The following is a 25600-nucleotide window of genomic DNA, read 5'->3' as shown; positions in this document are numbered from 1 at the left end:
GCGGACTACAGATCCCTTATTGTCTATAAATGGCTCTGTAAGTAATTTATGCGGACACAGATGCAGCTATTTAGTCGAAAAGAGATCCATTCAGGCTTCTGATACACCAATAGTGCTTTCTGTGTCCGTATGGATGAGGAATTCAACTGAATGGTGTAAATAGCGTCCTTTGGGTCCGTAAGCTTACGCATTCATCTTGAGCAGATATCCACGCGTGTTCGTATATCTTGAGGGAAGGAGTGACGTTGGGAAATTTTAAAACTGGAGGAGCGAGAGCGACCGCCCGAAGGCTTTCTGTAGGAAAGCTTTCTTCGAGAGCATTGGCTGTCTACGGATTTGTACAGCGAAAAGCGGTATCTTTCAAAGAAATCTGTAGAGAATAGCGTCCGAGTCCAAACATTCACCACAGTGCGACTAATCCCTTACTCTAAAAATCTTAAGTTAAATCTATAGATAATAGTTGTATATGGATTGTACAAAGAAATCGCACCTTTACTAAAGGGCGATTTCTTTGTTTGTAATTAAATTATTAGATAAACAAATTATGACCCGATTGATCAGCTTGACCGAGATAATAGCCCACGCCACCAAGACCAACACCGTCTATTAACTCTTCATGGGTAATGCCCATAAGGTCCATAGACATCTGGCAAGCAACAATCTCAACGCCTTGGTCAATAGCGGATTGAATCAACTCCTCCAAAGAAAGTACATTCTTACTTTTCATAAGAGATCGGATCATCTGTGAACCCATGCCCATCATGTGCATATTAGACAGCTTCAGTCTCCGGCTGCCTCGTGGCATCATCATACCGAACATTTTACCCATGAAATTCTTATTCACACGCATTTTCTCTGGCTTACGGATAATATTCAGTCCCCAGAAGGTAAAGAACATGGTCACTTTTTTGCCGCTGGATGCAGCTCCATTAGCAATAATGAAGGAAGCAATGGCCTTATCTAAATCTCCACTGAAGACAACCATGGTGCTACCGTTATGACCTTGTGTTTGCTGTGAGGGTACGGAAGGGTTTTCTTCTGAGACCCCTTTGCACAAATAGGCTTCGATCATACCATTAGGCAACTTCGTCAATTTCATTAGTCCATTCCCGGACATCCGCACCCACGCCTTAATGTCTTCATAGAAACCAGGATCGGAGGCAGTGACCTTCAGTATCTGTCCATCTTGCAAGGGGTCCATACTCTGTCTTACTTGAATTAAGGGTCCTGGACAGCACAATCCACAGGCATCAAGAACAGAATCGGGGGTTAATTCGGCAGTTGCTGCAATTTCCTTTTTTGGATCAGCTACTGAAAGGTTTGGAGCCGGACTCTCTATTTTAGGTGTAGGTACACTCATTAGATAGGTTTTGTAACCTCCGGTCAGATTCTTCACGTGCAACCCTTTTTGCATAAGAATACGGGATGCGGTATAACCTCTCAAGCCCACTTGGCAGTAAACCCAAATCTCCTTGCTTGGATCAAGCTCTGCCAGACGCTCGCGTAAATCGTCCACAGGAATGTTAATAGAGCCTTCAATATGACCGTTGGCATGCTCCAGTTCCGAGCGTACATCTACCAAAATCGTGTTGTTCAAGTCGCGCTTCGCTAACTCAGCCGGTACAAATACCTCTGTTAAGCCTGCTAGAATATTTTCGGCTGTATATCCTGCCATATTCACTGGGTCCTTCGCGGATGAATAGGGAGGGGCGTATGAAAGTTCCAATTCTGTCAAATCCGTAACTGTGCCTCTAAATCTGATAACGGTGGCAATATCATCAATCCGTTTGTCCACTCCATCATAACCAACGGCTTGAGCTCCCAGCACTAAGCCTTGCTTATCAAAGATCAGCTTCATGGATAATGGAGTTGCACCAGGATAATAGGATGCATGGGAATTAGGATGAATATTGACCACATGATAAGGGATGCCAAGTCGTTGAAGAGTTTTTTCATTGTTACCAGTAGCAGCACCCGTTAGGCCAAACACTTTTATGATCGATGTGCCTTGAGATCCCTTATAAGTAGTGCTAAGTCCGCAGACATTATCAGCGGCAATCCGACCTTGTTTGTTGGCTGGACCTGCTAGAGGAATGGCGGTTTTGCTCCCGTTGACGAAATCAACTACTTCGACTGCATCACCTACGGCAAACACATTTTCCAGGTTCGTCTCCATTCGTTCATTGACCAGAATATGGCCGCGGGGACCCAACTCCAAGCCGCTGTCTTTCAGGAATGAGGTATCAGGAGAAACTCCAATGGCCAGCAGCACCATTTCACTTTGAAGAACAGTACCACTCGCTAACCTCACAGCAATTTGCTCTCCGATTTCCGAGAACCCTTGAACCATATCGGAGAAGATTAGGTTTACCCCATGTTCCTCAAGCTCCTTAGCCAGTACTGAAGACATTTCAGAGTCGAAGGGAGCCAATATATGCGAACCGGCTTCGATCAACGTCACTTCCAGTCCAGCTTCTCTGAGGTTCTCTGCCATTTCAACCCCGATAAATCCACCACCAATAACTATTGCTGATCGTGTACCTTCCTCTGTGACTTTTGCTTTAATTCTATCGGTATCCGGTATATTGCGAAGTGTGTGAATTTTTGTGCTTTCTATACCGGGTAAAGACGGGCGAATAGGTCTGGCACCTGGAGACAAAATGATTGCATCATAGCTTTCCTCATAGAAGCCATTTTCCTTGCTGCTTACGTGTACCTTTTTGTTCACCGGATCAATGGAAACGACCTCACTTTGAGTCCGTACGTCAATGTTAAAGCGATTATGCATAGCTTCTGGGGTCTGAACAAGCAACTTAGAACGGTCCTGTATTGAACCACCGATATAATAAGGAAGTCCACAGTTGGCAAACGAAATATAAGGATCTCGTTCAAACATTATAATATGTGCATCTTCATCTAATCTCCGTAAACGAGCTGCTGCCGAAGCACCTCCTGCAACTCCACCGACAATCAACACTTTTTTACTCATAATCATTTATTCCTCCCCTAAAAATAATTGAATAAGCTGTTTAATTCTTGCATCTTTAACCGAATAATTAACTTCAAGGCCATTTCGTTCAGTTACAACAATGCCTAAAGATCTAAGCTTCTGGAGATGCTGTGAAACCGTTGATTGAGGAAGGTTGAGGCATTCCTGCATGAAGCTTACGTTGCAGCTGCCTTTCTCAAGCAGACCTTTCAGGATGCATAATCTAACGGGATGAGCCAGAGCTTTTAAGGTATCAGAGGTTTGGGTATAGACTTTGAAATTGTTGTCCATGAAGAAGTTCACCTCGCTTTACAAAATCTATATATCGTAATATTATGATATAATGATTTAGAAAGCAACTACTTTTTATCAAATCATCTCAGGGAGGAAATAAATTATGGCATTTAAGATTCCGCAAGAAATGAGTCCGCAAAAAGTTGCAAGTCGTCTGAAAAAAGGAGAAAGTTTGATACTCTTGGACGTACGTGAGCCTGTAGAATGGGCTGAAGGACATCTTCCCAATGCCAAACATATTCCACTTGGACAGTTAATTGAACGGCAGCATGAACTCGATCCTCAGCGCGAAATTATAGTAATGTGCAGAAGCGGAAGTCGAAGTGGTTTGGCTTGTGAGTTGCTTAGTGAGAGGGGATTCCATGTAGTGAACATGACAGGTGGACTAAGTGCATGGACCAATGAATGATTGAAAGGTAAAAGGCTGGAAGCAAATGCTCCCAGCCTTTTATAATTTCTTAATTATAGAACTGATTAAATTTAGAACTGAGCAGCTACTTCTTTGGCTTTAACAATTGCGTTCTCTTTAATAGTCTGTGCTTGATCCGGTGCAGCAGCCATACCTTCTACAAATATTCCTTCAAAAGACGAAAAACCGAAGAATTGTGAAATTTTCTTCAGATAGCTAAAGCCGCTTTCAAATGAAGCCGCTGGACCTTCGGAGTAAATTCCACCGCTAGCTTGGATATGTAAACCTTTTTTATCCGTTAACAGGCCAACTGGACCTGTTTCTGTGTATTTAAAGGATTTACCTACTACAGAAACAGCATCAATATATGCTTTCATAACAGGAGGGAAGGAGAAGTTCCACATTGGAGAAACAAAAACATATTTATCCGCAGCCACGAACTGATCCACGATTTCACCTAAGCGTACAACCTTTGCTTGTTCCACATCAGACAGCTGGTCAAAACCGCTTCCTGATTGCAGTTTACCCCAACCGCTAAATACATCGGCATCAATAGAGGGAATATCCAAGTTGTACAAATTTAGATGAATAACCTCATCGGATGGGTTGGCGTTACGGTATGCATCAACAAACTCTTTACCTACCGCGAGGCTAAACGAGGTATGGTGATCATGCGGGTGAGCCGTGATATAAAGTACAGTAGACATTATAGAATCTTCCCTTCTAATTTGAAATAGTTTCACCTTATTATAACCAATATAAAGTAAATATCAAATATAAATTCACTTACATATTGTTATTTTGTTGTGAGGTGACTAAAACTACATACAATATTCCCTAAATTAGTGTTATACATTCGCATGCCTATAGTTTAAATATAGGGACTTCCCTCATTCGCAGTCAGGAAAGTCCTTAGTGGGGAAAAACTACAGATTCCTTGTGCTATACTGAAAAAAAAGCAGTGTAGAGAGGATGAAGTCTAAGTAGCAGGACCATCTTTGCGCCAGTTGCACGCTCATCATGCCATTCATCACGGAGGGCTATCCGGTGCTGTTGAGATAACAGAGAAAATGGAAGAACTTCTGAGAGAAAAGGCATTCGAAGAGGCTCGACAGGAAGCATACCAATTAATTGAGTATTGGGTAAGAATTATTGTTAAAAATATAAAGAAAGCAATCGATGAAGCAGGGCTAACACCCGAAGTGCTTCAGCAATTCCATGCACTATTGGTAGTCAACTCTATTCATAGCGGGGAAGAAGAACGCGTCTTGTTCATGGAAGGTTTATGATGAATAAATCAGAACTGAGGTTTACTAAACCCGCCATACGGATTCTAGAAAATGAACATCGTTACTTAACTTATCTAATGGAAGAATGGCATGCAATCGTCCTCCTGTTTGAAAGAGAAAAAATGAGTCTGGAAGAAGGTCGTAGACAGCTTGAAAAGCTGAGAAATCAGATCACGAACTTTATGAAGCCGTTAAAGAACCATACTGACAAAGAGGACAGGTATTTTTTCCCGGTACTAGGAAACTACATCGGTTTAGAACAAGGGCCGATTGTCGGTATTCAAGAGGAACATCGTGAAATTGATGGATATATCGGTCACTTTCTCCATTACACAGAGGGAAATACAGTTCTTCTTTCGCTGGGAGAGATCCAAGCGGCAGTCAAAGACGCCGGGGAGGCTTTTGAAGTTCTGACTGTACATTTTATGAAAGAGGAAAACGTGCTTTTTGAGATGGCGGAAACACAAATAACTGAAGCTGATCATAAAAAATTATCCGAAAAATTGAACTCTCTCATTACTTGAGTAAAACAAATAGGCTCCCAATTAATTTGTTGGAAGTCTATTTGTTGTGAACCTTTTTTATCAACTTCAAGGGGTTATGCGTAAATAAAGTGATCCACTAATAAAATCGTTGCTTCTATATCCGGATTCGAATTATCAATATAAGCCACATTTGAAGAAGGTATCGGCCATTGAACGTTACGACTCCCGAGTGAAGTGCGAAATTTGTCCCAATGGGTTATTTTCCAATCATCCAAAGCCGATTGTCTTCCCTGAATCCGGTGGTGATACAGTTCCTCATTCGCCAGTTCCACTAGGACGACCTTAACCTCGACATCCAACAAGGAACGTCCAATTCGAGATAGCTCACTCTCAATCCAACCGGTGTTGGAGGCTTCCTTAGTGAAAGGTCCGACCACGAATACATCCGTATCTAGACCGATATTGTCCAGCGCAGCATCCATTGTGATTCTGTAGCCTAGATCACGGCAAAGCTTTTTATATTCTACAGAGTCTCTGTCCGTAATGTCCAATCCGTGCATCGTCATAATAACGTCTGCGGCGGGGCGCAACAGAATATCCATATCGAAGAAAGCCGCTTTGCGACGGGAAGCCACCGCTTTAGCCAGAGTGGTTTTACCTGCACCGGCCGATCCCAGGAAAAATACGAGTTTGCTCATGAATGACTCTCCTTAGATAATAATTTCAACTTATGATTTCATTGCTTCAGTATGAAAAGCCCTTAACCAGATGACTAGTCGGGGGCTGTTAGGGATTCTTAATTCTCTAAGTAACGGTACAGAGTAGACTTACTGATTCCGGTTTCTTCTTTAATTTCAGCTAGACTGAATTCTTTACTTTGATACATAATGATTGCCCGTTTCACATTCTCATCTGCTTTTCGTGGGCGTCCGGGGATGTGTCCTTTTTCCTTGGCTTCGGACAGTCCTCTTTTCGTATTCTCACTGGTAACGTCGCTTTGAAAATCCACCAGATATTTCACGATGTCACTGAATGAGTAACCATCTGAATTACTTGTATCGATTCCTTCGGATATGGAATGAATATAAGCATGTTGGCTGTTCAATATATCCAGAAGTTCAACAAGATGGCGTGTCGAATCGGCTATTGCAAAAAGCTTAGTGATAACAATTTTATCTCCTGGCTTTAGCGTGGTCATCATTTTCTCCAGCTTGACTCTTCGTTTTGCGGAGGAATGATCTTCAGCGATAAGGGTGTCACACGGGACTTTAGAAAGCTGATTGATTTGATTTTTGTAGTTCGGATCATCCTGATAAGGTCTCATATAACCAATAAGCATAACATGCGCCCCTAACTTTACATTTTTTCGCAGTTAATCATACCATAAATTAAAAAGAACCAAAAAGGTTCCATTTAGGGAGGTTAGATGATAGACTTGATTTTAGAAAATACGGTTCTGACGATATATGTTATTGTACCGGAAAAAGAGGTGGGAGACCAATTGATTGAAAGATTAAGAAAAGAGTGGTTTTTTAATGTGAAGGGAGATGTTCTTGCGGGTATAGTTGTTGCCTTAGCGCTTATTCCAGAGGCCATAGCTTTTTCCATTATTGCTGGAGTCGATCCCATGGTGGGATTGTATGCATCCTTTTGTATTGCTGTCATTATAGCTTTTGTAGGCGGGCGTCCAGGTATGATATCCGCAGCTACGGGTGCGATGGCACTGGTAATGGTACCTTTGGTTAAAGAGCATGGATTAAATTATTTACTAGCAGCTACAATCTTGACAGGTGTTATTCAAGCCTTATTTGGTGTTTTGAAGATTGCTAAGTTGATGAAGTTCATCCCTAGAGCTGTTATGATCGGCTTTGTGAATTCTTTGGCGATCTTGATATTTATGGCCCAAGTACCACATTTCTGGGGAATATCTACAATGACTTATATTTTTGTAGCGATCACTTTACTTATTGTGTATGTAATACCTTTGTTTTTCAAAGCAATACCCGCACCGTTGATAGCGATTGTTGTATTAACAAGCGTGGTAATCTATTCTGGTCTTGATCTTAGCACTGTTGGAGATCTGGGCAATATTACACAGACATTGCCGTCATTTTTAATCCCAGATGTTCCCTTTAACATGGAGACTCTGCAGATTATTTTCCCCTTTTCTATAGCACTAGCTATTGTGGGGCTGCTGGAATCCTTGCTTACCGCAACTATTGTGGATGATATGACAGGTACCGAAAGCAACAAGAATCGGGAAGCCAGAGGGCAAGGGATTGCCAATATCATTAACGGATTTTTTGGCGGAATGGCCGGCTGTGCTATGATAGGGCAGTCTGTAATCAATGTGAAATCAGGTGGACGAGGCCGATTATCTACACTGGTTGCAGGTTCGTTCCTGATGTTCCTCCTACTTGTGCTTGGTGATCTAGTCGTACAAATTCCGATGCCTGTCCTGGTAGGCATTATGATCATGGTCTCCATTGGCACATTCGATTGGTCTTCATTCACATATATAATGAGAGCCCCGAAGGCGGATGCAGCCGTGATGCTGGTTACTGTAATTATTGTGGTCGCCACCCACGATTTGTCCAAAGGTGTTATAGCAGGTGTAATCCTCAGTGCGATCTTCTTTGTATCCAAAATCTCAAATATTGAGGTTCATCAGCGTCTTGAGAATAATAGAACCCTATTTGAAGTGGAAGGCCAGTTGTTTTTTGCTTCCGTAGAAGGCTTCGTAGATGCATTTGATTTCTCAGTAAGTGACAAAGACATTGTTATTGATTTCTCCAGTTCACATATATGGGATGATTCTGCTGTAGGAGCGATCGATAAAGTTGTACTCAAATACCGAGAAAACAATAACCTTGTTAAGATTAAAGGGTTAAACTCTTCAAGTAAAAAAATTGTAGATAAATTAGCAGTATATAATGATGTAAATGCCACAATAAGTGCACATTAATCTATTTCAGGAGTGAATGATATGTATAATCGTATCTTGTTAGCCGTTGATGGATCTGAGAATTCGGTGCGCGCCACCAAAGAGGCCATTAAAATAGGTTCTTCATCACCTAATTGTAAATTTGAAGTCATCAGTGTTGCGGATTTCTCCAAAGCAAAAATTGAAATTTTACATGCTCAAGGCAAAGAAGAACTGGAACTGAAAAGACGTGAAAAACTGGCTCCCATTGAACAAATCCTTAAGCAGGGAAACGTATCCTACAAGATTAAGATTCTCCACGGTGAACCAGGACCCACGATCATTGACTATGCTAACAAAGAGAAGGTCGAGCTAGTGATCATCGGAAGCCGAGGGCTTAACTCACTGCAGGAGATGGTGTTGGGAAGTGTGAGCCATAAGGTAGTGAAGAGAGTACATTGTCCGGTGCTGATCGTAAAGTAGCTATTATTAGACTGAATACGAAAGAAAAATCCAACCTTTAATAGGGTTGGATTTTTTATCTAGGCCGAATGATTCAGCAATTCCGTAACAATCATCTCCAGCACAATGGTTTCACGTTCAACGGAGAATCCCATCGATGCTTCCTGACTGGTAATAACCTGACGGTTATGACGAATGGCTTCATGAATATCAATCCATACTGCGGACATTCCGTTACTGATTTCATAATCCTCCAGTTGGGCTTGACCTAGCTGATCGTCTATAGAACATATAAAATAGTAGGACAGCATATGAATCAGATCGTATTCAGGCTTATAATGAGGTCTATATTCCTCAATGTATCCGAGTTCGCTGATTACTTCCACACGGCTGGCCCCCGTTTCCTCGGCCATTTCTCTACGAAGTCCGCTGAGTAAATCCTCGCCCAGCTCTATTCCGCCGCCCGGAAAGCTGTAGTCATTATATCTTTTAGTATACAGCAGGAGGATTTGTGTATCTCTCATAACAACGCCCCTAGCTGCTTTGCGCTCGAATATATTTCCTTCTAGACTTTTAACATCGTGATGAATCATTTTTTGAATAAGTTTCATTGAATGGGCTTCCTTTACTGGGTAGTGGAGTAGAATAATTAATGGAAAAGAAAGTTTCTATATAAGAGGACATTATACTAGGTCAGAACAACTTTAGGAACAATATAACTGAGACATCTAAAAGGAACAGGTGATAAGATATTAAAGTACTCTTCATATGTAGTCGCAATAAATGGCGTAGTTTAACAGCTGAGAAAATTTTTGATTGATACAACGGTTATGAAGTACGCTCGGCAGGAACTGAAGAAGGAGCAAGAATTAAAGTTACCGAAGGCCATATTGGTTGGTCAGATATCATTTAGAGGTTCCCGAATAGCCAAAAAAAATAACGGAGGGTCATAGAGCTATTCTGGAGCGATCTGAATGGCTCTATTTGTTTTTTTATTCGATATTACTCAGAAAAGACACTAATCCGCATATTATACGGGAATGTAAACCTACTGATCAGCATAGTCTATAGTAATTCATTTATGTGTTAGCTTTTTGAGGAAAATGGGTTACTTAACTTGCACTGCCGCATGGGGAGGAGGAAATCATATTATGGAAATATTGCTCAATAAACTATATGAGCAGAATGGATTAACCAAAGATGAAATTGTTTACTTCCTCCAACATCTAACTCCTGATCTCAAAAAAAAAATGTTTCATTTGGCGGCAGTAACTCGAAAGAAGCACTATGATGAAAGCGTTTACCTGCGTGGCCTGATTGAATTTTCAAACTTCTGTAAACAGGATTGCATGTATTGTGGCTTGCGCAGATCCAATCCAGATGTGGATCGTTATCGACTGACTGAGGAAGAGATCCTTGAATGTGCTGCAGAGGGATATACGCTCGGGTATCGTTCATTTGTCTTGCAAAGCGGAGAAGATTTTCGCTATACGGAAGAGTTGATGGTCAGCATAGTCAAGAATTTGAAGGCTCGTTTTCCCGATGCCGCAATTACCTTGTCTATGGGAGAACGCAGCGAAGCCTTTTATCGCGCACTATATGCTGCAGGAACGGACAGATACTTGCTTCGGCATGAGACAGCTTCGCGTTCCCTGTATGAATCCTTACATCCCGGGATGTCGTTCGATAACCGTATGAACTGCCTGCGTATCCTCAAGGAAATTGGCTATCAGGTGGGAGCCGGTTTTATGGTTGGACTTCCGAAGCAAACCCACGAGCATCTAGCAGAAGATCTGCTTTTTCTGAAAGAGTTCCATCCGGCTATGATCGGAATTGGTCCATTTATACCGCATAGCGCAACGCCCCTTAAAGAGGCTGCTGGTGGAACCATTGAGGACACGCTAGTGATGATTGCCATGGCGAGATTGTTTGTACCGGATGCTCTAATGCCCGCGACTACAGCTATGGGCACACTTGACCCAACAGGTCGGGAGCAGGCGCTTTCAGCAGGAGCTAATGTTGTCATGCCTAATCTTTCCCCTCTGAAATTTCGCGAGAAATATGAACTGTATGAGAACAAGATTTGTACGGGAGACCAAGCTTCACATTGCAGGAATTGTATTGAAATGAGAATCATAGCCTCTGGATATCAGATTGAACTCAGTCGCGGTGATAACTGCAACTTCATAAGCACACCAGAGAAAGAACTATTGCTGTGATAATCTTTTAATAAAGTAAGTGAATGTTTTCACATAGTGTTGTTTAAAACATATATTGTTTTAGACAGATCGGAAGATTGGTGAAGGGGGATTTAAAGCTTCATTCATTCAAAGGAGGAAAATAGATGTCTACTTTACCGAAGAAGAATGCACTCGGTTTTTATGAAATTCGACTTGAATCGATCGGCGGACTCGGCGCCAACCTCGCAGGAAAAATGCTCGCAGAGACAGGTGCTATCGAACTGGGTTTCAACGCGGCCAACTTCTCATCTTATGGCTCTGAGAAGAAAGGTACACCGATCAAAACCTTTGTTCGCTTCTGCGATCCAGAGGTTGAAATTCGAGACCACAGTCCCATCGAAGAGCCTCATTTAGTGGCTGTTTTTCACGAAGCACTGTATAAGAATGTTAATGTAGTCAGCGGCTTGCAACCGGATGGGGTTGTACTAGTTAACACTACCCGTGACTTCGATGAAGTACGTGAAAGTCTCAAGCTTGAATACGGCACGATTGCTTTAGTAGATGCCATGGGTATTGCCGTTGAAGAGAAAACCAAAGTAAACACCTCGATGCTGGGTGCCATGTTCCGTATTTGTGATTTTCTGGACCCGGAAGCGATGCGAACGGTAATCCGTAGAACTTTTGAGAATAAATACCCGCACTTGGTAGAGCCGAACATCCGCACCTTCGATCGTGGCTACAATGAAGTGAAATTTAAAACGTATGAGGTGCCGGCAGGTACGGAAGCAAAGGCCTTCAAACGTCCTCAATCGCTGCTTGGCTATAAAACTCAAGTTCTAGGTGGCGTTATTACAGCTCATGGCAACAGCATTTTGAAGGATCTGAGCGGATCGCGTGCCGGGTTACTGCCGGTTCTTGATGCGGATCTGTGCGTTAGCTGCGCAGCTTGCGACAATGTTTGCCCTGACTATTGCTTTGTGTGGGAATCTGTTGAAGACAAGCGTGGACGGCAGCAGCAAATCCTGCTCGGTATCGATTATCAATACTGTAAAGGCTGTCTAAAGTGCATTGACGTGTGCCCAACAGAGGCCCTGACCAGTCTCCGGGAAGAAGTTGGCTTTGCCGAACAGAACCGCGTTCCCCAAGTATTTAAATAAATCGAAGAGGAGGATACGAAAAATGCCTGTAATTGAAAATAAATTGACAGAGGTTGTACCCGCTGAGCAAGTAACTCACTTCGAATCCGGTAATGAAATGGCGGCTACAGCTGCTGCTCAAATCAATTACCATATCATGGGGTATTTCCCGATTACACCTTCCACGGAAGTTGCACAATACCTGGATCAAATGAAAGCGAAGGGGTTACATGATATTCAACTGATCGCAGCAGACGGTGAACACGGTTCTGCCGGAATTTGCTACGGTGCGGCAATGGCCGGTGCACGCGTTGTAAACGCCACCAGCTCTCAAGGATTTCTGTACATGCTAGAGCAGCTTCCAACCCAATCTGGAACACGGTTTCCGATGGTACTCAACCTCGTTACCCGGGCAGTCAGCGGACCGCTTGATATTCGGGGGGATCACTCTGACTTGTATTACGGTCTTAATGTGGGCTGGGTCATCCTGACTGCCAGCACACCGCAGGCCGTATATGATATGAACATCATGGCACTAAAGATTGCTGAGCACTCTGAAGTTCGGCTGCCTGTTATGGTTGCTTATGATGGCTTCTTCACATCCCACCAAAAACGCAAAGTGCAATACTTCAAAGACAATCAGGTAGTTCAGGACTTTGTAGGTCCAAATCCAAACCATAACTATCCCAATGTGTCAGATCCTTCCCGCCCGGTAACCATCGGAGCGCATATGGGCGGCGATGACTTGCTGAATAACCACTATCAGCTGTCCGAAGCCTTGGAGAAAGCGGGTGAGGTGTATGAGGAAGTCTCTCGGGAATATGCTCTCTTATCCGGACGCGAATATCCAATTCTCGATTTGTACCGGATGGACGATGCAGAAGTAGCTGTATTCCTGCTCAACTCGGCAGGTGAATCTGCTAAGGATACCGTTGACGCTCTTCGTGCCAAGGGCATCAAAGCGGGCTTGGTTCGTCCGAACATTATCCGTCCTTTCCCAACAGAGCAGTTGCGGAAAGCACTTAAGAATGTAAAGGCACTGTTAGTAGGTGAACGCGCTGATTCTTATGGAGCTCAGGGCGGCAACCTGACTCACGAAATCCGTTCCGCTCTGCAAGTAGACCCAGAGAATAAAACAATCATCCTTTCTCGTATTTTTGGCTTGGGCGGCAAAGACTTCTATGCTGACGATGCAGAAGCCTTCTTCCAACTGGCGATTGATGCTGCTGCAAAAGGCTATGCAGATCAACCTTTTGACTATTATGGCTACTACCCCGGCGAAGAGAAGGACGCGCTTGTTCCCGTACTCGAACCAATGCATGGCGATGCTTTCAAGACCGGTCTGATTCAAGTTACCCAGAACGAAGATACCGGGCTGCTAAAGGTTAAGCTTCCGCCCCTAAGTCAATTAGCTGTAAAGCCGCATCGGTTGGCTCCCGGACATGGCGCTTGCCCTGGATGTGGTGCACTATCCGCGCTGGAGCTGTTCTTCAAGGGTATTGAAGGCGACATGGTCGTCCTGTTCCAAACGGGCTGTGCGTATGTTGTAACTGCAAGCTATCCGTACTCATCCCATAAACAAACCTTTGTACACAACTTGTTCCAGAACGGCGCAGCTACATTAGCCGGTATGGTTGATGCTTTCTATGAATTGAAACGCCGCGGCGAAGTCCAGGTTTCCGATGATGTTACCTTCGTAATGGTCTCCGGTGACGGGGGGATGGATATCGGGATGGGGGCAACCGTTGGTGCGGCGCTTCGAAACCATAAAATGATTATCCTCGAGTACGATAATGAGGGGTATATGAATACGGGCTCCCAACTCTCCTATTCCACTCCAATGGGTCATATGACCAGCACCTCCGGTGTCGGTAAAACCCAAAAGGGTAAAAAGGGACATCACAAGGATACGGCGCAAATTTTGGCAGCTTGCAACATCCCTTACGTATTTACAGGCGCTGAATCCAACCCTCAGGATCTGCTGCAAAAAGCAGCTAAAGCACAGTGGTACGCCAACAACGTGGGTACTGCCTACGGTAAGATTCTCTGCGCGTGTCCTCTTAACTGGAAGACACCTGATAATAAAGGTTATGACCTGGTGAAAGCCGCTGTGGATTCCTGCTTCTTCCCGCTTTATGAAATTGAACAAGGAATCACGAACATCACGTACAATCCAGAGTTGAAGGGTAAGCGCATCGCGGCAGTTGAATGGCTGAAGGGAATGGGTAAAACCAAACATCTTCTAAAGGATGAAGAGCTGCTGCAGAACTTCGAAACCGAAATCGAGCGCCGTTGGAGCCGTTTAAAGCTCAGACATGAAAACTCATTGCTCTAGGTTCCAGTTTGGAACTGTAGGAACGCTAGATTCGCCTTTGTCTACGGATTTCAACCGCGAACAGCGGTATGATTCAAGAAATCTGTAGACAACAGCGGCTGGAATTCCAAACATTCACCTCAGACAATCTAGTCCTTATGAGTAAATGAAAATCATTCTCAATTAATTATATTCTGTATGAACCAAAATATAAGTGGTTAGTTCGTTAGGAAGCGTAATTTTTTTTACCACAAGTGAAGGGAGCATTGTGAATGGAACAGCAACAAACCTGCAGCAGTGAAGAAATAGCCGAGGCTGACGCGAAGCTTGCAAAGGTACAGTTAGCGATCGAGCAGTTCAAAATGATCAAAGGTGCTTTGATCCCTGTGCTCCATGAGGTACAGGATATTTACGGCTATCTGCCGGAGCAAGTTCTCAAGGTTGTTGCCACGGAGCTTAACCTGCCCTTAAGTGAAATATACGGTGTGGCATCGTTTTATCATTTCTTTTCTTTTACACCTAAAGGAGAGAATGTTATCCATGTGTGCATGGGTACTGCCTGTTACATCAAGGGAGCGCAAGCGGTGCTTGACCGTCTGAGTACGGAGCTAAAAGTGCCTGTACAGGGAACCACAGAGGACAACAAGTTCACGCTTGAAGCAACCCGTTGTCTGGGTGCATGCGGTCTTGCCCCGGTCATGACCATCGGCGAAAAAGTACACGGACGCCTGATTCCAAATGCCGTACCGAAAATTCTAAATGAATACAAATGATGATCCTGCGCTTCACGCGCATTTTAAACGGGAGGTATTGGCATGAAGCTTTTAACGGATCTTGATGCAATCAGAGCCCTCACACAGGGTCGCCTGGATAACCGGAAAATTACCGGAGAACCTACGGGTTCCATCCAGTTCAGATCAGTGATGGTGTGTGGCGGTACGGGCTGCACATCCTCGGACTCCAATAAAATCATCGCCGCTTTGGAAAAGGAAGTTCTCAATCACGGTATTCAAGACAAAGTGGAAGTAGTACGCACAGGCTGTTTCGGCCTTTGTGAGCTCGGTCCAGTCGTCATCGTATACCCGGAGGGTATTTTCTACAGCTGTGTGGAAGTTAAGGATATTCCTAACCTGGTCGAGCAGCACTTACTTAATGGTAAGCCATACGAGAAAAAGATTTACGAGAAGACCAAGCAAGGCGGAGAAATCCTGAATTTTGAGGAAACCGATTTTTACAAAAAACAAGTACGGATCGCTCTGCACAACTGTGGGGTCATAGACCCGGAAGTGATAGATGAATACATTGCGAGTGATGGTTACAAAGCCCTCGGCAAGGTACTCATGACCATGAGCCGCCAGGAAGTCATCGATACCATGAAGCAATCCGGTCTTCGGGGACGCGGCGGGGGTGGATTTAATACAGGTCTGAAGTGGGAATTCGCAAGCAAGCAGGAAAAAGATCAGAAGTATGTCATTTGTAATGCTGACGAAGGAGATCCCGGAGCATTCATGGATCGCTCCATTCTGGAAGGGAACCCTCACTCAGTAATTGAGGCAATGGCCATCGCCGGTTATGCTATCGGTTCGAACCAAGGCTTCATCTACCTTCGTGCAGAATATCCAATCGCAGTCCAACGCTTTGTGAAAGCGCTTGATCAAGCCCGTGAGTATGGATTGCTGGGTGATAATGTTCTTGGAACCGGCTTTAAATTCAACATTGATGTGCGTCTTGGCGCTGGAGCATTTGTCTGCGGAGAAGAAACGGCCTTAATGCATTCTATTGAAGGCCACCGCGGGATGCCGACACCCAAACCTCCTTTCCCGGCCGTTGAAGGCCTCTGGGGTCAACCAACCATCATTAACAATGTTGAAACATTGGCGAATGTCGCGCAAATTATTCTTAATGGTGCGCAGTGGTATGCAAGTATCGGCACCGAGAAATCCAAAGGTACGAAAGTATTTGCGCTTGGCGGTAAAGTCGTGAATACCGGACTTGTCGAAGTTCCCATGGGCATTACGCTTCGCGAGGTTATTTTTGAGATCGGCGGCGGCATTCCGGACGGCAAAAAATTCAAGGCTGTTCAAACCGGCGGACCTTCCGGCGGCTGCCTGACAGAGGAGCATCTGGACTGTACCATCGATTTCGATACACTGACCAGTCTGGGTTCAATGATGGGCTCCGGCGGAATGATCATCATGGACGAAGATACCTGTATGGTTGACGTTGCCCGTTTCTATCTGGATTTCACAAAGGACGAATCCTGCGGAAAATGTACGCCATGCCGCATCGGTACCAAACGTCTGCTTGAGATGCTGGATAAGATTACGGAAGGCAAAGGGACGATTGATGATCTTGAGAAACTGGAGAACCTCTCTTTTCAGATCAAGAATGCATCCCTATGTGCGTTAGGCCAAACCGCTCCCAACCCGGTATTATCCACTATTAAATATTTCCGTCAAGAGTACATGTCTCATATTGTTGATAAAAAGTGTAAGGCTGGCGTTTGTAAATCCCTGATTTCATACGAAATCGATGCGGATCTATGCCGCGGTTGCAGCCTCTGTGCCCGGAAATGCCCTAGCGATGCAATTACCGGCGAGCTGAAGGAACCGTATGTAATTGACACGGTTGCCTGCATCAAGTGTGGCGTATGCTTCGATGTATGTAAGTTCAAAGCCGTAGTGATAGTCTGACGATAGGAGTGGTCATGTTGAATACGATTAATATTATGATCGATGGGATCGAGACAAAAGTCGCCAAGGGGACAACGGTTCTCGAAGCGGCCCGTGATCTCGACATTCATATTCCATCTTTATGTTATTTAAAAGGGGTTAACCATTCATCCAGCTGCCGTGTATGCGTCGTTGAAGTGGGTCCAAGACTCATTGCTTCCTGCACGCTTAAAGCGGAAGAGGGCATGAAAATCCAGACAAACACTAAGAAAGTTCGGGAGGCCCGAAAAACTTCCGTTGAGCTGTTGCTTTCCGATCATGACCGTGAATGTCTAAGTTGCTCCCGCAGCGGCGGCTGTGAGCTGCAGACCGTCTCCAATGATCTGAATATACGAACAGTTACCTATGTTGGTGAAAAATCCAGCCAGGAGAAGGACTATACTTCCCCATCTATCTTTCGGGACGCATCCAAATGTATTCTTTGCGGCCGCTGTGTCGGAGCTTGTGGAACGATGCAAACCGTAGGGGCCATCAACTTTGCTAAACGTGGATTTGATACGGTAATTTCTACAGCATTCGGTCGACCGCTTGAGGAATCCACCTGCGTTAATTGTGGACAGTGTATTATGGCTTGTCCTGTAGGTGCTCTTACGGAGCATGAGAATATCAACGACGTCTGGAATGCTCTCGAGAATGCAAGCAAATATGTTGTTGTCCAGACAGCACCAGCTGTACGTGTTGCCCTAGGAGAAGAATTTGGTCTACCTGTCGGGACTCGCGTAACCGGTAAAATGGTTGCTGCCTTACGGAAGCTGGGCTTCGATAAAGTGTTCGATACTAATTTTGGTGCCGATCTGACGATTATGGAAGAAGGTACGGAGCTAATCTCCCGCATCACTAGCGGTCAAAACCTGCCCCTGATGACCTCCTGCTGCCCAGGCTGGGTAAAATTTATGGAGCATAACTTCCCGGATAGGCTGGATAACCTCTCTACATGCAAATCACCTCATGAAATGGAAGGTGCAATGGTTAAATCCTACTTTGCCAAGAAGATGGGGATTGATCCGAAGAACATTGTCGTCGTCTCAATCATGCCTTGCACCGCAAAAAAATTCGAAGGTTCCCGAGAAGAACTTTCCAACGAAAGCATGCAGGATGTCGATTGGGTACTGACGACCCGCGAGCTTGCTGCGATGATCAAAGAAGCCGGAATCGACTTTGTGAACCTGAAGGGTGAAACGTTCGATAGTCCGATCGGCGAAGGTTCGGGTGCAGCTGTTATATTCGGAGCAACCGGTGGTGTTGCAGAAGCCGCACTACGTACTGTGTTCGAAATAACCTCCGGTAAGGATCTGGAAACCATCGAGTACACTGCTGTCCGTGGAATGGACGGCATCAAAGAAAATGTCATCGAGCTGCCTAACGGCCAGAAGATTCGTACGGCTGTTGTTCATGGTCTCGGGAATGCCCGTAAGCTAATGGAAGCCATGGAACGCGGGGAAAAGGCCTATGAGTTCATTGAAGTTATGGCCTGTGTTGGCGGCTGCATTACGGGCGGTGGTCAGCCCATCGTGGATGCAAGAACATCCGAACGAATTGATATTAAGGCTGAACGCGCAAAAGCCATCTACACGGAAGATGAAGCACAAACGGTTCGTAAATCTCATAAAAATCCTTATATCACAGCTCTTTATGAAGAATTTCTGGGTACGCCTAACAGCCACCTGGCACACGAACTGCTGCACACTCATTATGTGAAGCGTTCCAAGTTTTAAATTAACACCAAAGGACGCAGTAGGAGGTTAATGAAATTGCAGAAGGACTGGGAATCAGCTGATTTTATCAATGATGAGGAAATCCTCAGTAGTCTGGAAGAAGCCAAAGTAAAGGCGTGTGACCACGCCTATATTAACTCCATACTTGGGAAAGCGAGAGAGTGTAAGGGACTTACTCACCGGGAGGCGGCTGTACTTCTAGAGGTTACAGATGCAGAAATTTTAGAAGAGATTTACCGATCTTCGAAGGTTATTAAAGAGAAGATCTACGGCAACCGCATAGTGCTATTCGCTCCATTATATATCAGTAACTATTGTGTTAATAATTGCGAATACTGCGGATATAAACACACCAACAAAGACTTCCTCCGGCGGAGACTTCGAATGGATGAATTAGCCCAAGAAGTCCGCGTGCTTCAGGAATTGGGTCACAAACGACTTGTCTTAGAAGCCGGAGAAGATCCGGTCAATTGTGACATTGACTATGTGGTCGAATCGATTCAGACGATTTACTCCGTGAAAGTGGATAATGGGAGTATTCGCCGAGTGAATGTTAACATTGCAGCTACAACCGTCGAGGATTACAAGAAGCTTAGTGATGCCGAAGTGGGGACTTATATTTTGTTCCAGGAAACGTACCATAGACCTACCTACGCAGCTATGCATATCCAAGGACCCAAGCGTGATTACGACTGGCATACCACAGCCATGGATCGTGCTCAGATGGGAGGACTCGATGATGTTGGAGTAGGAGTTCTCTATGGTCTTTATGACCATAAGTACGATACGGTTGCTATGCTGATGCACGCTGAACACTTGGAAGAGAGATTTGGCGTTGGGCCTCATACCGTGTCTGTCCCCAGATTACGTGAGGCGGTCGGTGTGGATTTAGAAACGTATCCCCATCTGGTGAAGGATGATGATTTCAAGAAGTTGGTTGCCGTTCTGCGCTTGGCGGTTCCCTATGCCGGGATGATTCTTTCTACTCGTGAAGAGCCGTCCTTTCGTGATGAGGTGATCAAGCTCGGGATTTCCCAAGTAAGCGCAGGCTCCAGTACGGGAGTAGGCGGATATATGGAAGCCAAGCAGGGGACCGCTGGTCAGTCTAAAGAAAAACCTCAGTTTGAAGTGAGTGATCATCGCTCACCGGAAGAGATTATTCGTGGACTTTGTCAGGATGGATACGTTCCCAGCTATTGTACCGCCTGTTATCGGGAAGGACGTACAGGTGACCGCTTCATGAGATTGGCTAAATCCGGGCAGATTCATAATATATGCCAACCGAACTCTCTGTTAACTTTTAAAGAATATTTACTTGACTATGCAGATGAAGAGACCCGTATCCTTGGGGAAGAAATTATTCGTAAAGGACTGGATGATATCCCGAAGGAAGCTGCGAGAAAAGCAACTGTTGACCGGCTGCGGCGCATCGAGAACGGAGAACGGGATTTGCGTTTCTAATATTAGGAGGGATTCGATATGCAATCTACACCCCAATCGAATAAAATGCACATTTCTGTGTTTGGCAGAAGAAATGCCGGCAAATCAACTCTGATTAACACTCTCACCGGGCAAACCGCTTTAATTGTCAGTGATGTGCCGGGATCAACAACGGATCCGATATATCAATCTTATAATATGGATAAAGTGGGTCCGGTCATCATTGTGGATACAGCCGGAATCGATGACGACAGTGATCTGGGCCAGTTCCGTGTTCAAAAGACTAGAGAAGTAATGGATTTAACCGATTTGGGTGTTCTTATTTTTTCAGATGAGTCCAATAACTATAAGCTAGAGAAGGAATGGTACCATGAACTGGCAAAACGGAATATTCCAGTTATCGGGGTCATCAATAAAGTCGACGATCATTATGTAGATATCGATTCATTAAAGAGAGAACTGAATATGCCTATTGTTAAAATCAGCGCAAAGAAAAATGTCAATCTTGGAAGTTTACGTCACGCCATACGTGTATATGCTCCTGTGGAGTATGAACGAAACAGTATTGTCGGAGATCTGGTCAACCCAGGAGATATGGTCGTTATGGTAATGCCTGATAAGATCCCTGCTCCCAAATATCGTCTGATTGCATCCAAACAGCAAATTCTTCGGGATCTGCTCGATCATCACGTAATGGTGTTGTCTGTTACAGAAGCAGAGCTGCCAACAATGCTCATGCAATTAAAAGGTTTACCCGATCTGGTGATCACAGATTCTCAGGTTTTTGACATCGTGAATGAAATCATTCCGTCTGAAGTGCCGTTAACCACTTTTGCGATCCTTATGGCTCGTTTCAAAGGGGATTTGGATACCTTCGTGGCAGGTGCGGAGACGATTCCAAATCTGAAGCCTGGAGACAAGGTTCTGCTATCTGAGGCGTGTATTCATCACCCGCATAACGGGGAGATCGACCGTGTGCTGGTCAATGCCAAGCTTCAGGAAATCGCCGGCGGTCGTCTGGATATCACAACTAGTGTGGGTCCTGATTTCCCTGCTAATATTTCCGAATATAAGCTGATTGTCCATTGCGGCGGTTGTGTATTTAATCGTAAACAACTGATGATTCGGCTTCTGAGATCCGGTGAGCAAGGTGTGCCGATAACTAACTATGGTATTGCTTTCGCTTATTTTAATGGGATTTTACCGCGTGTGCTAGAAGTCCTGCAAGTGAAGTCTTAAGAGGGCGGTCTCTCAATGGAGGAAGTTTCGGATTATTCCCGCAAAGAACAAGATTCATTAGGATCAATGGATATACCCAAGGCTGCTTATTATGGCATCCATACGGCGCGGGCAATGGATAATTTTCCTGTAAGCGGCAGAGCTGTTAACCCTCATTTGATCCATAGCTTAGTTACTGTGAAGAAGGCGGCGGCACTGGCTCATCTGAAGCTGAATACCTATCAGGTAGAAATAGCCCAGGCGATCGTGAAAGCCTGTGATGATATTCTGGAAGGAAACTATAAGGAGCAGTTCCCTGTGGATGCATTGCAGGGGGGGGCCGGTACATCTACGAATATGAATGTCAACGAAGTCATTGCTAACCTTGCAATAGAGATCTTGGGTGGTGAGAGAGGCGACTATTCAAGAATACATCCTCTGGATCACGTCAACTGCTGCCAATCCACTAATGATGTCTATCCTACCGCTCTAAGAATGGCTGCAATCGGTCAGGTTCGAATGCTCAGTCAAGCTTTCGCATCCTTACAGGAAGCCCTTCAGGAGAAGGAACATGAATTTGCCAATGTCCTCAAGCTGGGGCGTACGGAGCTGATGGATGCCCTGCCGATGATGGCAGGGCAAGGCTTCGGAGCTTACGCAAAAGCGATAGCTAGAGATCGGTGGCGGCTGTACAAGGTTGAAGAGCGGTTGCGGGAAATCAATATTGGGGGCACAGCCATTGGAACCGGAATGAATGCGCCGGTAAAATATACGTTTTATATCACTGACATTTTGCAAGATTTAACCGGCTATGGTCTGGCGCGGAGCGAATATCCGATGGATCCTACGCAGAATATGGATGTTTTCGTTGAAGTATCCGGTCTGCTGAAGGCCGCTTCCGTGAACCTATTGAAGATATCCAATGATTTGCGTCTTCTGGCGAGCGGTCCGACAGGAGGCTTCGGGGAGCTTGAATTGCCTGCTGTACAGGCGGGTTCCTCGATTATGCCGGGCAAGGTGAATCCGGTTATGGCTGAGATGATAGGACTTGTTGCAATGCGTGTCATTGCCAATGATTCGGCAGTTACAATGGCGGCTGCAAGTGGACAGCTGGAGCTTAATGCTTTTATGCCCCTGATCGCGGATGCCCTATTGGAATCCTTAGAGATATTAACTAGGGCAGTTCGTCTGTTCGAAGAGCGCTGTGTGCGGGGTATTCGCATTCACGAGGATCGGTGTAGTGAAATGGTAGAGAACTCAACGGTTCTGGCCACCGCATTAGTGGGCCATATCGGTTATGAGAAAATTGCAGAGATTGCCAAGCAAGCGAGGCGTGAAGGCAAAACAGTACGCCGGGTGTTGCTAGAGTCAAAGATCCTCCCAGAGTCTGAGGTCGATAGAATACTGAGTCTCTATCAAGTTACTAAACCTGGCATACCCGGAAAATAACAGAGCAGACTTGGGATACCGGTCTGTTGAAGGAGAGAGCCGCGTGAGTGTGAACGATACCCCCCGCTCAAGTCGCTTGCACATCGCCCTATTCGGCAGGCGCAACGCAGGCAAATCAAGTATTATCAACGCAGTAACCCGACAGGATATCGCTGTTGTTTCCCCGGTTAAAGGGACAACGACTGATCCCGTATATAAATCCATGGAGTTGCTTCCACTGGGGCCGGTGGTGTTCATTGATACTGCAGGCTTGGATGATGACGGCGAGCTTGGAGAACTGCGGAAGAAGAAGACACTAGAAGTACTGAACAAAACCGATGTGGCTCTCATTGTCATTGATGCCGCATGCGGTGTGACCTCTTTCGACCGGCAAATTGCTGAGATCGTTCAAAGTAAGGCCATCCCAACACTTGGTATCTTAAATAAGATAGATTTGTTAGAAACACATACTGAAGATCTTGATGATCTTGTTAGAAGCTCCGAGGAGAAGCTGGGATTTAAGGTGGTCCCTGTATCTGCAGTTGATCAGCAGGGAATCACTCAGCTCAAGAAGGCTCTGATCGCCACTGTACCCAACGAGGATGATAAATTCCGCATTGTCGGAGATCTGATAAATCCGGGTGATTTGGTCGTACTGGTGGTCCCGATTGATAAAGCGGCACCGAAAGGGAGACTGATTCTTCCGCAGCAACAGACCATTCGCGACATTCTAGAGAGTGACGCGATTGCAGTAGTTACTAAGGAATATGAGTTGAGGGAAACCTTGGAGAATCTCGGTAAGAAGCCTAGGCTAGTGATAACAGATTCACAGGTGTTCCTGAAGGTTGCTGCAGATATGCCGAAAGAAATTCCGCTGACCTCGTTCTCGATTCTTTTCGCCCGGAACAAAGGGAATCTGGAGGAAATGGTTAGAGGAGCCCGTGCTATCGACCGACTACAGGATGGTGACAGAGTGTTGATCGCCGAATCCTGTACACACCACCAGCAACCCGATGATATAGGTAAAGTGAAAATCCCGCGCTGGATCCGTCAGGCCACAGGCAGACAAATCGAATTCGACTTTGCAAATGGAATGAAGTTTCCGGATAATGTGAAGGATTATTCGCTTATTGTGCATTGTGGCGGCTGTATGATGAATCGCAGACAGATGCTCTGGAGGGTGGAGCAAGCTGTAGAAGCTGGAGTACCGATCGTCAATTATGGCGTTGCGATTGCGCATGTCCAGGGTATTTTGGAGAGAGCCATTTCCCCGTTTCCGCTGGCCAGTCTGGCTTGGAAAGAAAGTTTGCAGGAGTAAGATCCCGTTATGTATCATAATCATTGGGCTTAGGTAGAACCGTTATCCAGAGGAGACTTATGGGTAGCGGTTCTTTTCTCTGTAAAATAGTAAATTAAGGCTATCAGTGGTAAGACTATTCCAATCAAAGAAGTGGAACTCCAGCCTCCATGGGCATATGACCAGCCGCCTAAAGATGAACCAACGGCTCCCCCGATGAAGAAAATGGACATGAAAAGCCCGTTCAAACGTCCTCTTGCTTCACTCCCCAATGAATAAATCGCACGCTGTCCAAGGACAAGATTTCCTGATACGGCCATATCCAGCATAATAGCGGCAAGAACGAGTAGGGCTAGAGCAGTTGTCGAATGACTTTGAAAAAGGTATGAAAGTAAAAAAGACGAGGAGGCAATCACCATCGCAAGTCCTGTTAATATTCGGCTCCAACCTTTATCCGCCAGTCTTCCAGCAATCGGTGCAGCTATTGCACCGCCAACACCTGCTAAAGCAAATAAGGCGATGCCTTGTTGTGTCATATCGAAATCATCTGCCAATCGTAAAGGAACAGCAGTCCAGAAAAGGCTAAAGGCTGCAAATTGACTGGCTTGATAGATGGCCCTACGGCGTAATATTGGTGTTTGTTTTAAAAGAGTCCCTAGTGAGACGATTAATTGACTGTAATTCATCGTAGGCGTTGGTTTTCGTTTAGGCAAAATTCGCCATAGTAGAAGCGCCAATAGAGAGATAATCATTGCCGACAATGCAAATACGGACTGCCACCCCCAAAAGCTAGTGATAAAACTTGCCACCGGTCGAGCAAACATAATTCCGAGTAAGAGACCGCTCATAACATTTCCCACCACGCGGCCGCGCGCTTCTTCAGGGGCTAAATAAGTAGCATAGGGTACCAGGATTTGGGCAACCACAGATCCCAACCCTATGAATAGGGATGTAGTCAGGAATATAGGCGTACTTGGTGCCAATGCTGCCGCAATCAATGCACAAATCACAACCAATAACGATCCTACCGCGAGACTCCGATTCTCTATAATGTCACTTAGCGGTACGATAAACAGCAGCCCAATAACATAGCCGATTTGAGTTAGAGTAACAATTAATCCTGCTGCTGCCGAAGAGAGGCCTGTATCAGCACTGATAGGTCCCAATAGGGTTTGAGCATAATAAAGGTTTGCTACGATAAGACCACATGCCGATGCTAATAGAAAAGTAATCCAACTCGAAATGCGTTTACCTTCCATTACTTGTTCCGTTTTCATTGAAATCCTCCT

General features: G+C 45.1%; 22 protein-coding genes and 1 pseudogene. 16 read left to right on the top strand and 7 right to left on the bottom strand.

Annotated features, from left to right (window positions below):
• Positions 1-529: 529 nt before the first annotated feature.
• Positions 530-2989 (bottom strand): FAD-dependent oxidoreductase, encoded by a 2460-nt coding sequence (locus J2T20_RS17800; protein WP_307590633.1) that lies wholly within the window; start codon positions 2987-2989, stop codon positions 530-532.
• A gap of 6 nt (positions 2990-2995) precedes the next feature.
• Positions 2996-3280, bottom strand: coding sequence for an ArsR/SmtB family transcription factor (locus J2T20_RS17795; protein WP_307590631.1), 285 nt, complete (start codon positions 3278-3280; stop codon positions 2996-2998).
• Positions 3281-3386: 106 nt separating this feature from the next.
• Between J2T20_RS17795 and J2T20_RS17790 the strand changes: the two genes are divergently transcribed.
• Positions 3387-3692 carry a rhodanese-like domain-containing protein gene (locus J2T20_RS17790; protein WP_307590629.1) on the top strand — a complete coding sequence of 102 codons (306 nt, stop codon included), beginning with the start codon at positions 3387-3389 and terminating at the stop codon, positions 3690-3692.
• 71 nt (positions 3693-3763) lie between these two features.
• Here the strand turns inward: J2T20_RS17790 and J2T20_RS17785 are convergent, their stop codons facing one another.
• On the bottom strand, positions 3764-4399 hold the full coding sequence (locus J2T20_RS17785) for an FMN-dependent NADH-azoreductase (protein WP_307590627.1): 636 nt from the start codon (positions 4397-4399) through the stop codon (positions 3764-3766).
• Positions 4400-4690: 291 nt separating this feature from the next.
• Between J2T20_RS17785 and J2T20_RS17780 the strand changes: the two genes are divergently transcribed.
• On the top strand, positions 4691-4981 hold the full coding sequence (locus J2T20_RS17780; RefSeq protein WP_307590625.1) for a hypothetical protein: 291 nt from the start codon (positions 4691-4693) through the stop codon (positions 4979-4981).
• Complete coding sequence (locus J2T20_RS17775; RefSeq protein WP_307590623.1) at positions 4978-5505, top strand: hemerythrin domain-containing protein; 528 nt, start codon at positions 4978-4980, stop codon at positions 5503-5505. Before J2T20_RS17780 ends, J2T20_RS17775 begins: the two co-directional genes overlap by 4 nt.
• A 74-nt stretch (positions 5506-5579) precedes the next feature.
• Here J2T20_RS17775 and J2T20_RS17770 read toward each other — a convergent pair whose 3' ends face one another.
• A complete protein-coding gene (locus tag J2T20_RS17770) occupies positions 5580-6164 on the bottom strand; it encodes an AAA family ATPase (protein WP_307590620.1) in 585 nt (194 codons plus the stop codon).
• A 98-nt stretch (positions 6165-6262) separates the two neighbouring features.
• Positions 6263-6805: a recombinase family protein gene (locus tag J2T20_RS17765; protein WP_307590619.1), complete on the bottom strand. Its 543-nt coding sequence runs from the start codon at positions 6803-6805 to the stop codon at positions 6263-6265.
• An 87-nt stretch (positions 6806-6892) separates the two neighbouring features.
• On the opposite strand from J2T20_RS17765, the gene J2T20_RS17760 reads away from it, so the two are divergent.
• Positions 6893-8431, top strand: coding sequence for a SulP family inorganic anion transporter (locus J2T20_RS17760; RefSeq protein ID WP_373457822.1), 1539 nt, complete (start codon positions 6893-6895; stop codon positions 8429-8431).
• Positions 8432-8452: 21 nt separating this feature from the next.
• The gene (locus J2T20_RS17755; protein WP_307590617.1) at positions 8453-8872 is read left to right on the top strand and encodes a universal stress protein; all 420 of its coding nucleotides are present in this window, start codon (positions 8453-8455) and stop codon (positions 8870-8872) included.
• A 59-nt stretch (positions 8873-8931) separates the two neighbouring features.
• Here the strand turns inward: J2T20_RS17755 and J2T20_RS17750 are convergent, their stop codons facing one another.
• The gene (locus J2T20_RS17750; protein ID WP_307590615.1) at positions 8932-9462 is read right to left on the bottom strand and encodes an NUDIX domain-containing protein; all 531 of its coding nucleotides are present in this window, start codon (positions 9460-9462) and stop codon (positions 8932-8934) included.
• A 140-nt stretch (positions 9463-9602) separates the two neighbouring features.
• Between J2T20_RS17750 and J2T20_RS25805 the strand changes: the two are divergent.
• From J2T20_RS25805 to hydF (J2T20_RS17700), 11 genes and pseudogenes are all read left to right on the top strand, one after another.
• Positions 9603-9761: pseudogene (locus J2T20_RS25805) on the top strand (arsenate reductase/protein-tyrosine-phosphatase family protein); the annotation flags it as partial.
• A 241-nt stretch (positions 9762-10002) separates the two neighbouring features.
• Positions 10003-11070, top strand: coding sequence for a [FeFe] hydrogenase H-cluster radical SAM maturase HydE (gene hydE, locus J2T20_RS17745; protein WP_307590613.1), 1068 nt, complete (start codon positions 10003-10005; stop codon positions 11068-11070).
• A 125-nt stretch (positions 11071-11195) separates the two neighbouring features.
• Positions 11196-12188 carry a 2-oxoacid:acceptor oxidoreductase family protein gene (locus J2T20_RS17740; RefSeq protein WP_307590611.1) on the top strand — a complete coding sequence of 331 codons (993 nt, stop codon included), beginning with the start codon at positions 11196-11198 and terminating at the stop codon, positions 12186-12188.
• 22 nt (positions 12189-12210) lie between these two features.
• Positions 12211-14502 (top strand): thiamine pyrophosphate-dependent enzyme, encoded by a 2292-nt coding sequence (locus tag J2T20_RS17735; protein WP_307590609.1) that lies wholly within the window; start codon positions 12211-12213, stop codon positions 14500-14502.
• Positions 14503-14753: 251 nt separating this feature from the next.
• Positions 14754-15254: an NADH-quinone oxidoreductase subunit NuoE gene (gene nuoE / locus J2T20_RS17730; RefSeq protein ID WP_307590607.1), complete on the top strand. Its 501-nt coding sequence runs from the start codon at positions 14754-14756 to the stop codon at positions 15252-15254.
• Positions 15255-15296: 42 nt separating this feature from the next.
• On the top strand, positions 15297-17174 hold the full coding sequence (nuoF, locus tag J2T20_RS17725) for an NADH-quinone oxidoreductase subunit NuoF (protein WP_307590605.1): 1878 nt from the start codon (positions 15297-15299) through the stop codon (positions 17172-17174).
• 14 nt (positions 17175-17188) lie between these two features.
• Positions 17189-18928: an NADH-dependent [FeFe] hydrogenase, group A6 gene (locus J2T20_RS17720; RefSeq protein ID WP_307590603.1), complete on the top strand. Its 1740-nt coding sequence runs from the start codon at positions 17189-17191 to the stop codon at positions 18926-18928.
• Between the two features lie 30 nt (positions 18929-18958).
• A complete protein-coding gene (gene hydG / locus J2T20_RS17715) occupies positions 18959-20389 on the top strand; it encodes a [FeFe] hydrogenase H-cluster radical SAM maturase HydG (protein WP_307590601.1) in 1431 nt (476 codons plus the stop codon).
• 18 nt (positions 20390-20407) lie between these two features.
• Entirely contained in the window at positions 20408-21607 is a 1200-nt protein-coding gene (gene hydF / locus J2T20_RS17710; RefSeq protein WP_307590599.1) for a [FeFe] hydrogenase H-cluster maturation GTPase HydF, read from the top strand.
• Positions 21608-21622: 15 nt separating this feature from the next.
• Entirely contained in the window at positions 21623-23035 is a 1413-nt protein-coding gene (locus J2T20_RS17705) for an aspartate ammonia-lyase (protein ID WP_307590597.1), read from the top strand.
• 43 nt (positions 23036-23078) lie between these two features.
• Positions 23079-24332, top strand: a complete 1254-nt coding sequence (hydF, locus tag J2T20_RS17700; protein WP_307590595.1) for a [FeFe] hydrogenase H-cluster maturation GTPase HydF — start codon at positions 23079-23081, stop codon at positions 24330-24332.
• 29 nt (positions 24333-24361) lie between these two features.
• Here the strand turns inward: hydF (J2T20_RS17700) and J2T20_RS17695 are convergent, their stop codons facing one another.
• Positions 24362-25588 (bottom strand): MFS transporter, encoded by a 1227-nt coding sequence (locus J2T20_RS17695; RefSeq protein WP_307590593.1) that lies wholly within the window; start codon positions 25586-25588, stop codon positions 24362-24364.
• Between the last annotated feature and the right edge of the window lie 12 nt (positions 25589-25600).

Origin of the sequence: Paenibacillus wynnii, assembly GCF_030812855.1 — a bacterium.
Classification (GTDB): Bacteria; Bacillota; Bacilli; order Paenibacillales; family Paenibacillaceae; genus Paenibacillus_AQ; species Paenibacillus_AQ wynnii_A.
This window is presented reverse-complemented; position numbering and strand designations above follow the sequence as displayed.

What these genes read in the sequence shown, in the direction of transcription:
- J2T20_RS17800 (WP_307590633.1), bottom strand. Translation starts at nt 2,989, where the DNA reads ATGAGTAAAAAAGTGTTGATTGTCGGTGGAGTTGCAGGAGGTGCTTCG.
- J2T20_RS17795 (WP_307590631.1), bottom strand. Translation starts at nt 3,280, where the DNA reads ATGGACAACAATTTCAAAGTCTATACCCAAACCTCTGATACCTTAAAA.
- J2T20_RS17790 (WP_307590629.1), top strand. Translation starts at nt 3,387, where the DNA reads ATGGCATTTAAGATTCCGCAAGAAATGAGTCCGCAAAAAGTTGCAAGT.
- J2T20_RS17785 (WP_307590627.1), bottom strand. Translation starts at nt 4,399, where the DNA reads ATGTCTACTGTACTTTATATCACGGCTCACCCGCATGATCACCATACC.
- J2T20_RS17775 (WP_307590623.1), top strand. Translation starts at nt 4,978, where the DNA reads ATGATGAATAAATCAGAACTGAGGTTTACTAAACCCGCCATACGGATT.
- J2T20_RS17770 (WP_307590620.1), bottom strand. Translation starts at nt 6,164, where the DNA reads ATGAGCAAACTCGTATTTTTCCTGGGATCGGCCGGTGCAGGTAAAACC.
- J2T20_RS17765 (WP_307590619.1), bottom strand. Translation starts at nt 6,805, where the DNA reads ATGCTTATTGGTTATATGAGACCTTATCAGGATGATCCGAACTACAAA.
- J2T20_RS17760 (WP_373457822.1), top strand. Translation starts at nt 6,893, where the DNA reads ATGATAGACTTGATTTTAGAAAATACGGTTCTGACGATATATGTTATT.
- J2T20_RS17755 (WP_307590617.1), top strand. Translation starts at nt 8,453, where the DNA reads ATGTATAATCGTATCTTGTTAGCCGTTGATGGATCTGAGAATTCGGTG.
- J2T20_RS17750 (WP_307590615.1), bottom strand. Translation starts at nt 9,462, where the DNA reads ATGAAACTTATTCAAAAAATGATTCATCACGATGTTAAAAGTCTAGAA.
- hydE (WP_307590613.1), top strand. Translation starts at nt 10,003, where the DNA reads ATGGAAATATTGCTCAATAAACTATATGAGCAGAATGGATTAACCAAA.
- J2T20_RS17740 (WP_307590611.1), top strand. Translation starts at nt 11,196, where the DNA reads ATGTCTACTTTACCGAAGAAGAATGCACTCGGTTTTTATGAAATTCGA.
- J2T20_RS17735 (WP_307590609.1), top strand. Translation starts at nt 12,211, where the DNA reads ATGCCTGTAATTGAAAATAAATTGACAGAGGTTGTACCCGCTGAGCAA.
- nuoE (WP_307590607.1), top strand. Translation starts at nt 14,754, where the DNA reads ATGGAACAGCAACAAACCTGCAGCAGTGAAGAAATAGCCGAGGCTGAC.
- nuoF (WP_307590605.1), top strand. Translation starts at nt 15,297, where the DNA reads ATGAAGCTTTTAACGGATCTTGATGCAATCAGAGCCCTCACACAGGGT.
- J2T20_RS17720 (WP_307590603.1), top strand. Translation starts at nt 17,189, where the DNA reads ATGTTGAATACGATTAATATTATGATCGATGGGATCGAGACAAAAGTC.
- hydG (WP_307590601.1), top strand. Translation starts at nt 18,959, where the DNA reads ATGAAATTGCAGAAGGACTGGGAATCAGCTGATTTTATCAATGATGAG.
- hydF (WP_307590599.1), top strand. Translation starts at nt 20,408, where the DNA reads ATGCAATCTACACCCCAATCGAATAAAATGCACATTTCTGTGTTTGGC.
- J2T20_RS17705 (WP_307590597.1), top strand. Translation starts at nt 21,623, where the DNA reads ATGGAGGAAGTTTCGGATTATTCCCGCAAAGAACAAGATTCATTAGGA.
- J2T20_RS17695 (WP_307590593.1), bottom strand. Translation starts at nt 25,588, where the DNA reads ATGAAAACGGAACAAGTAATGGAAGGTAAACGCATTTCGAGTTGGATT.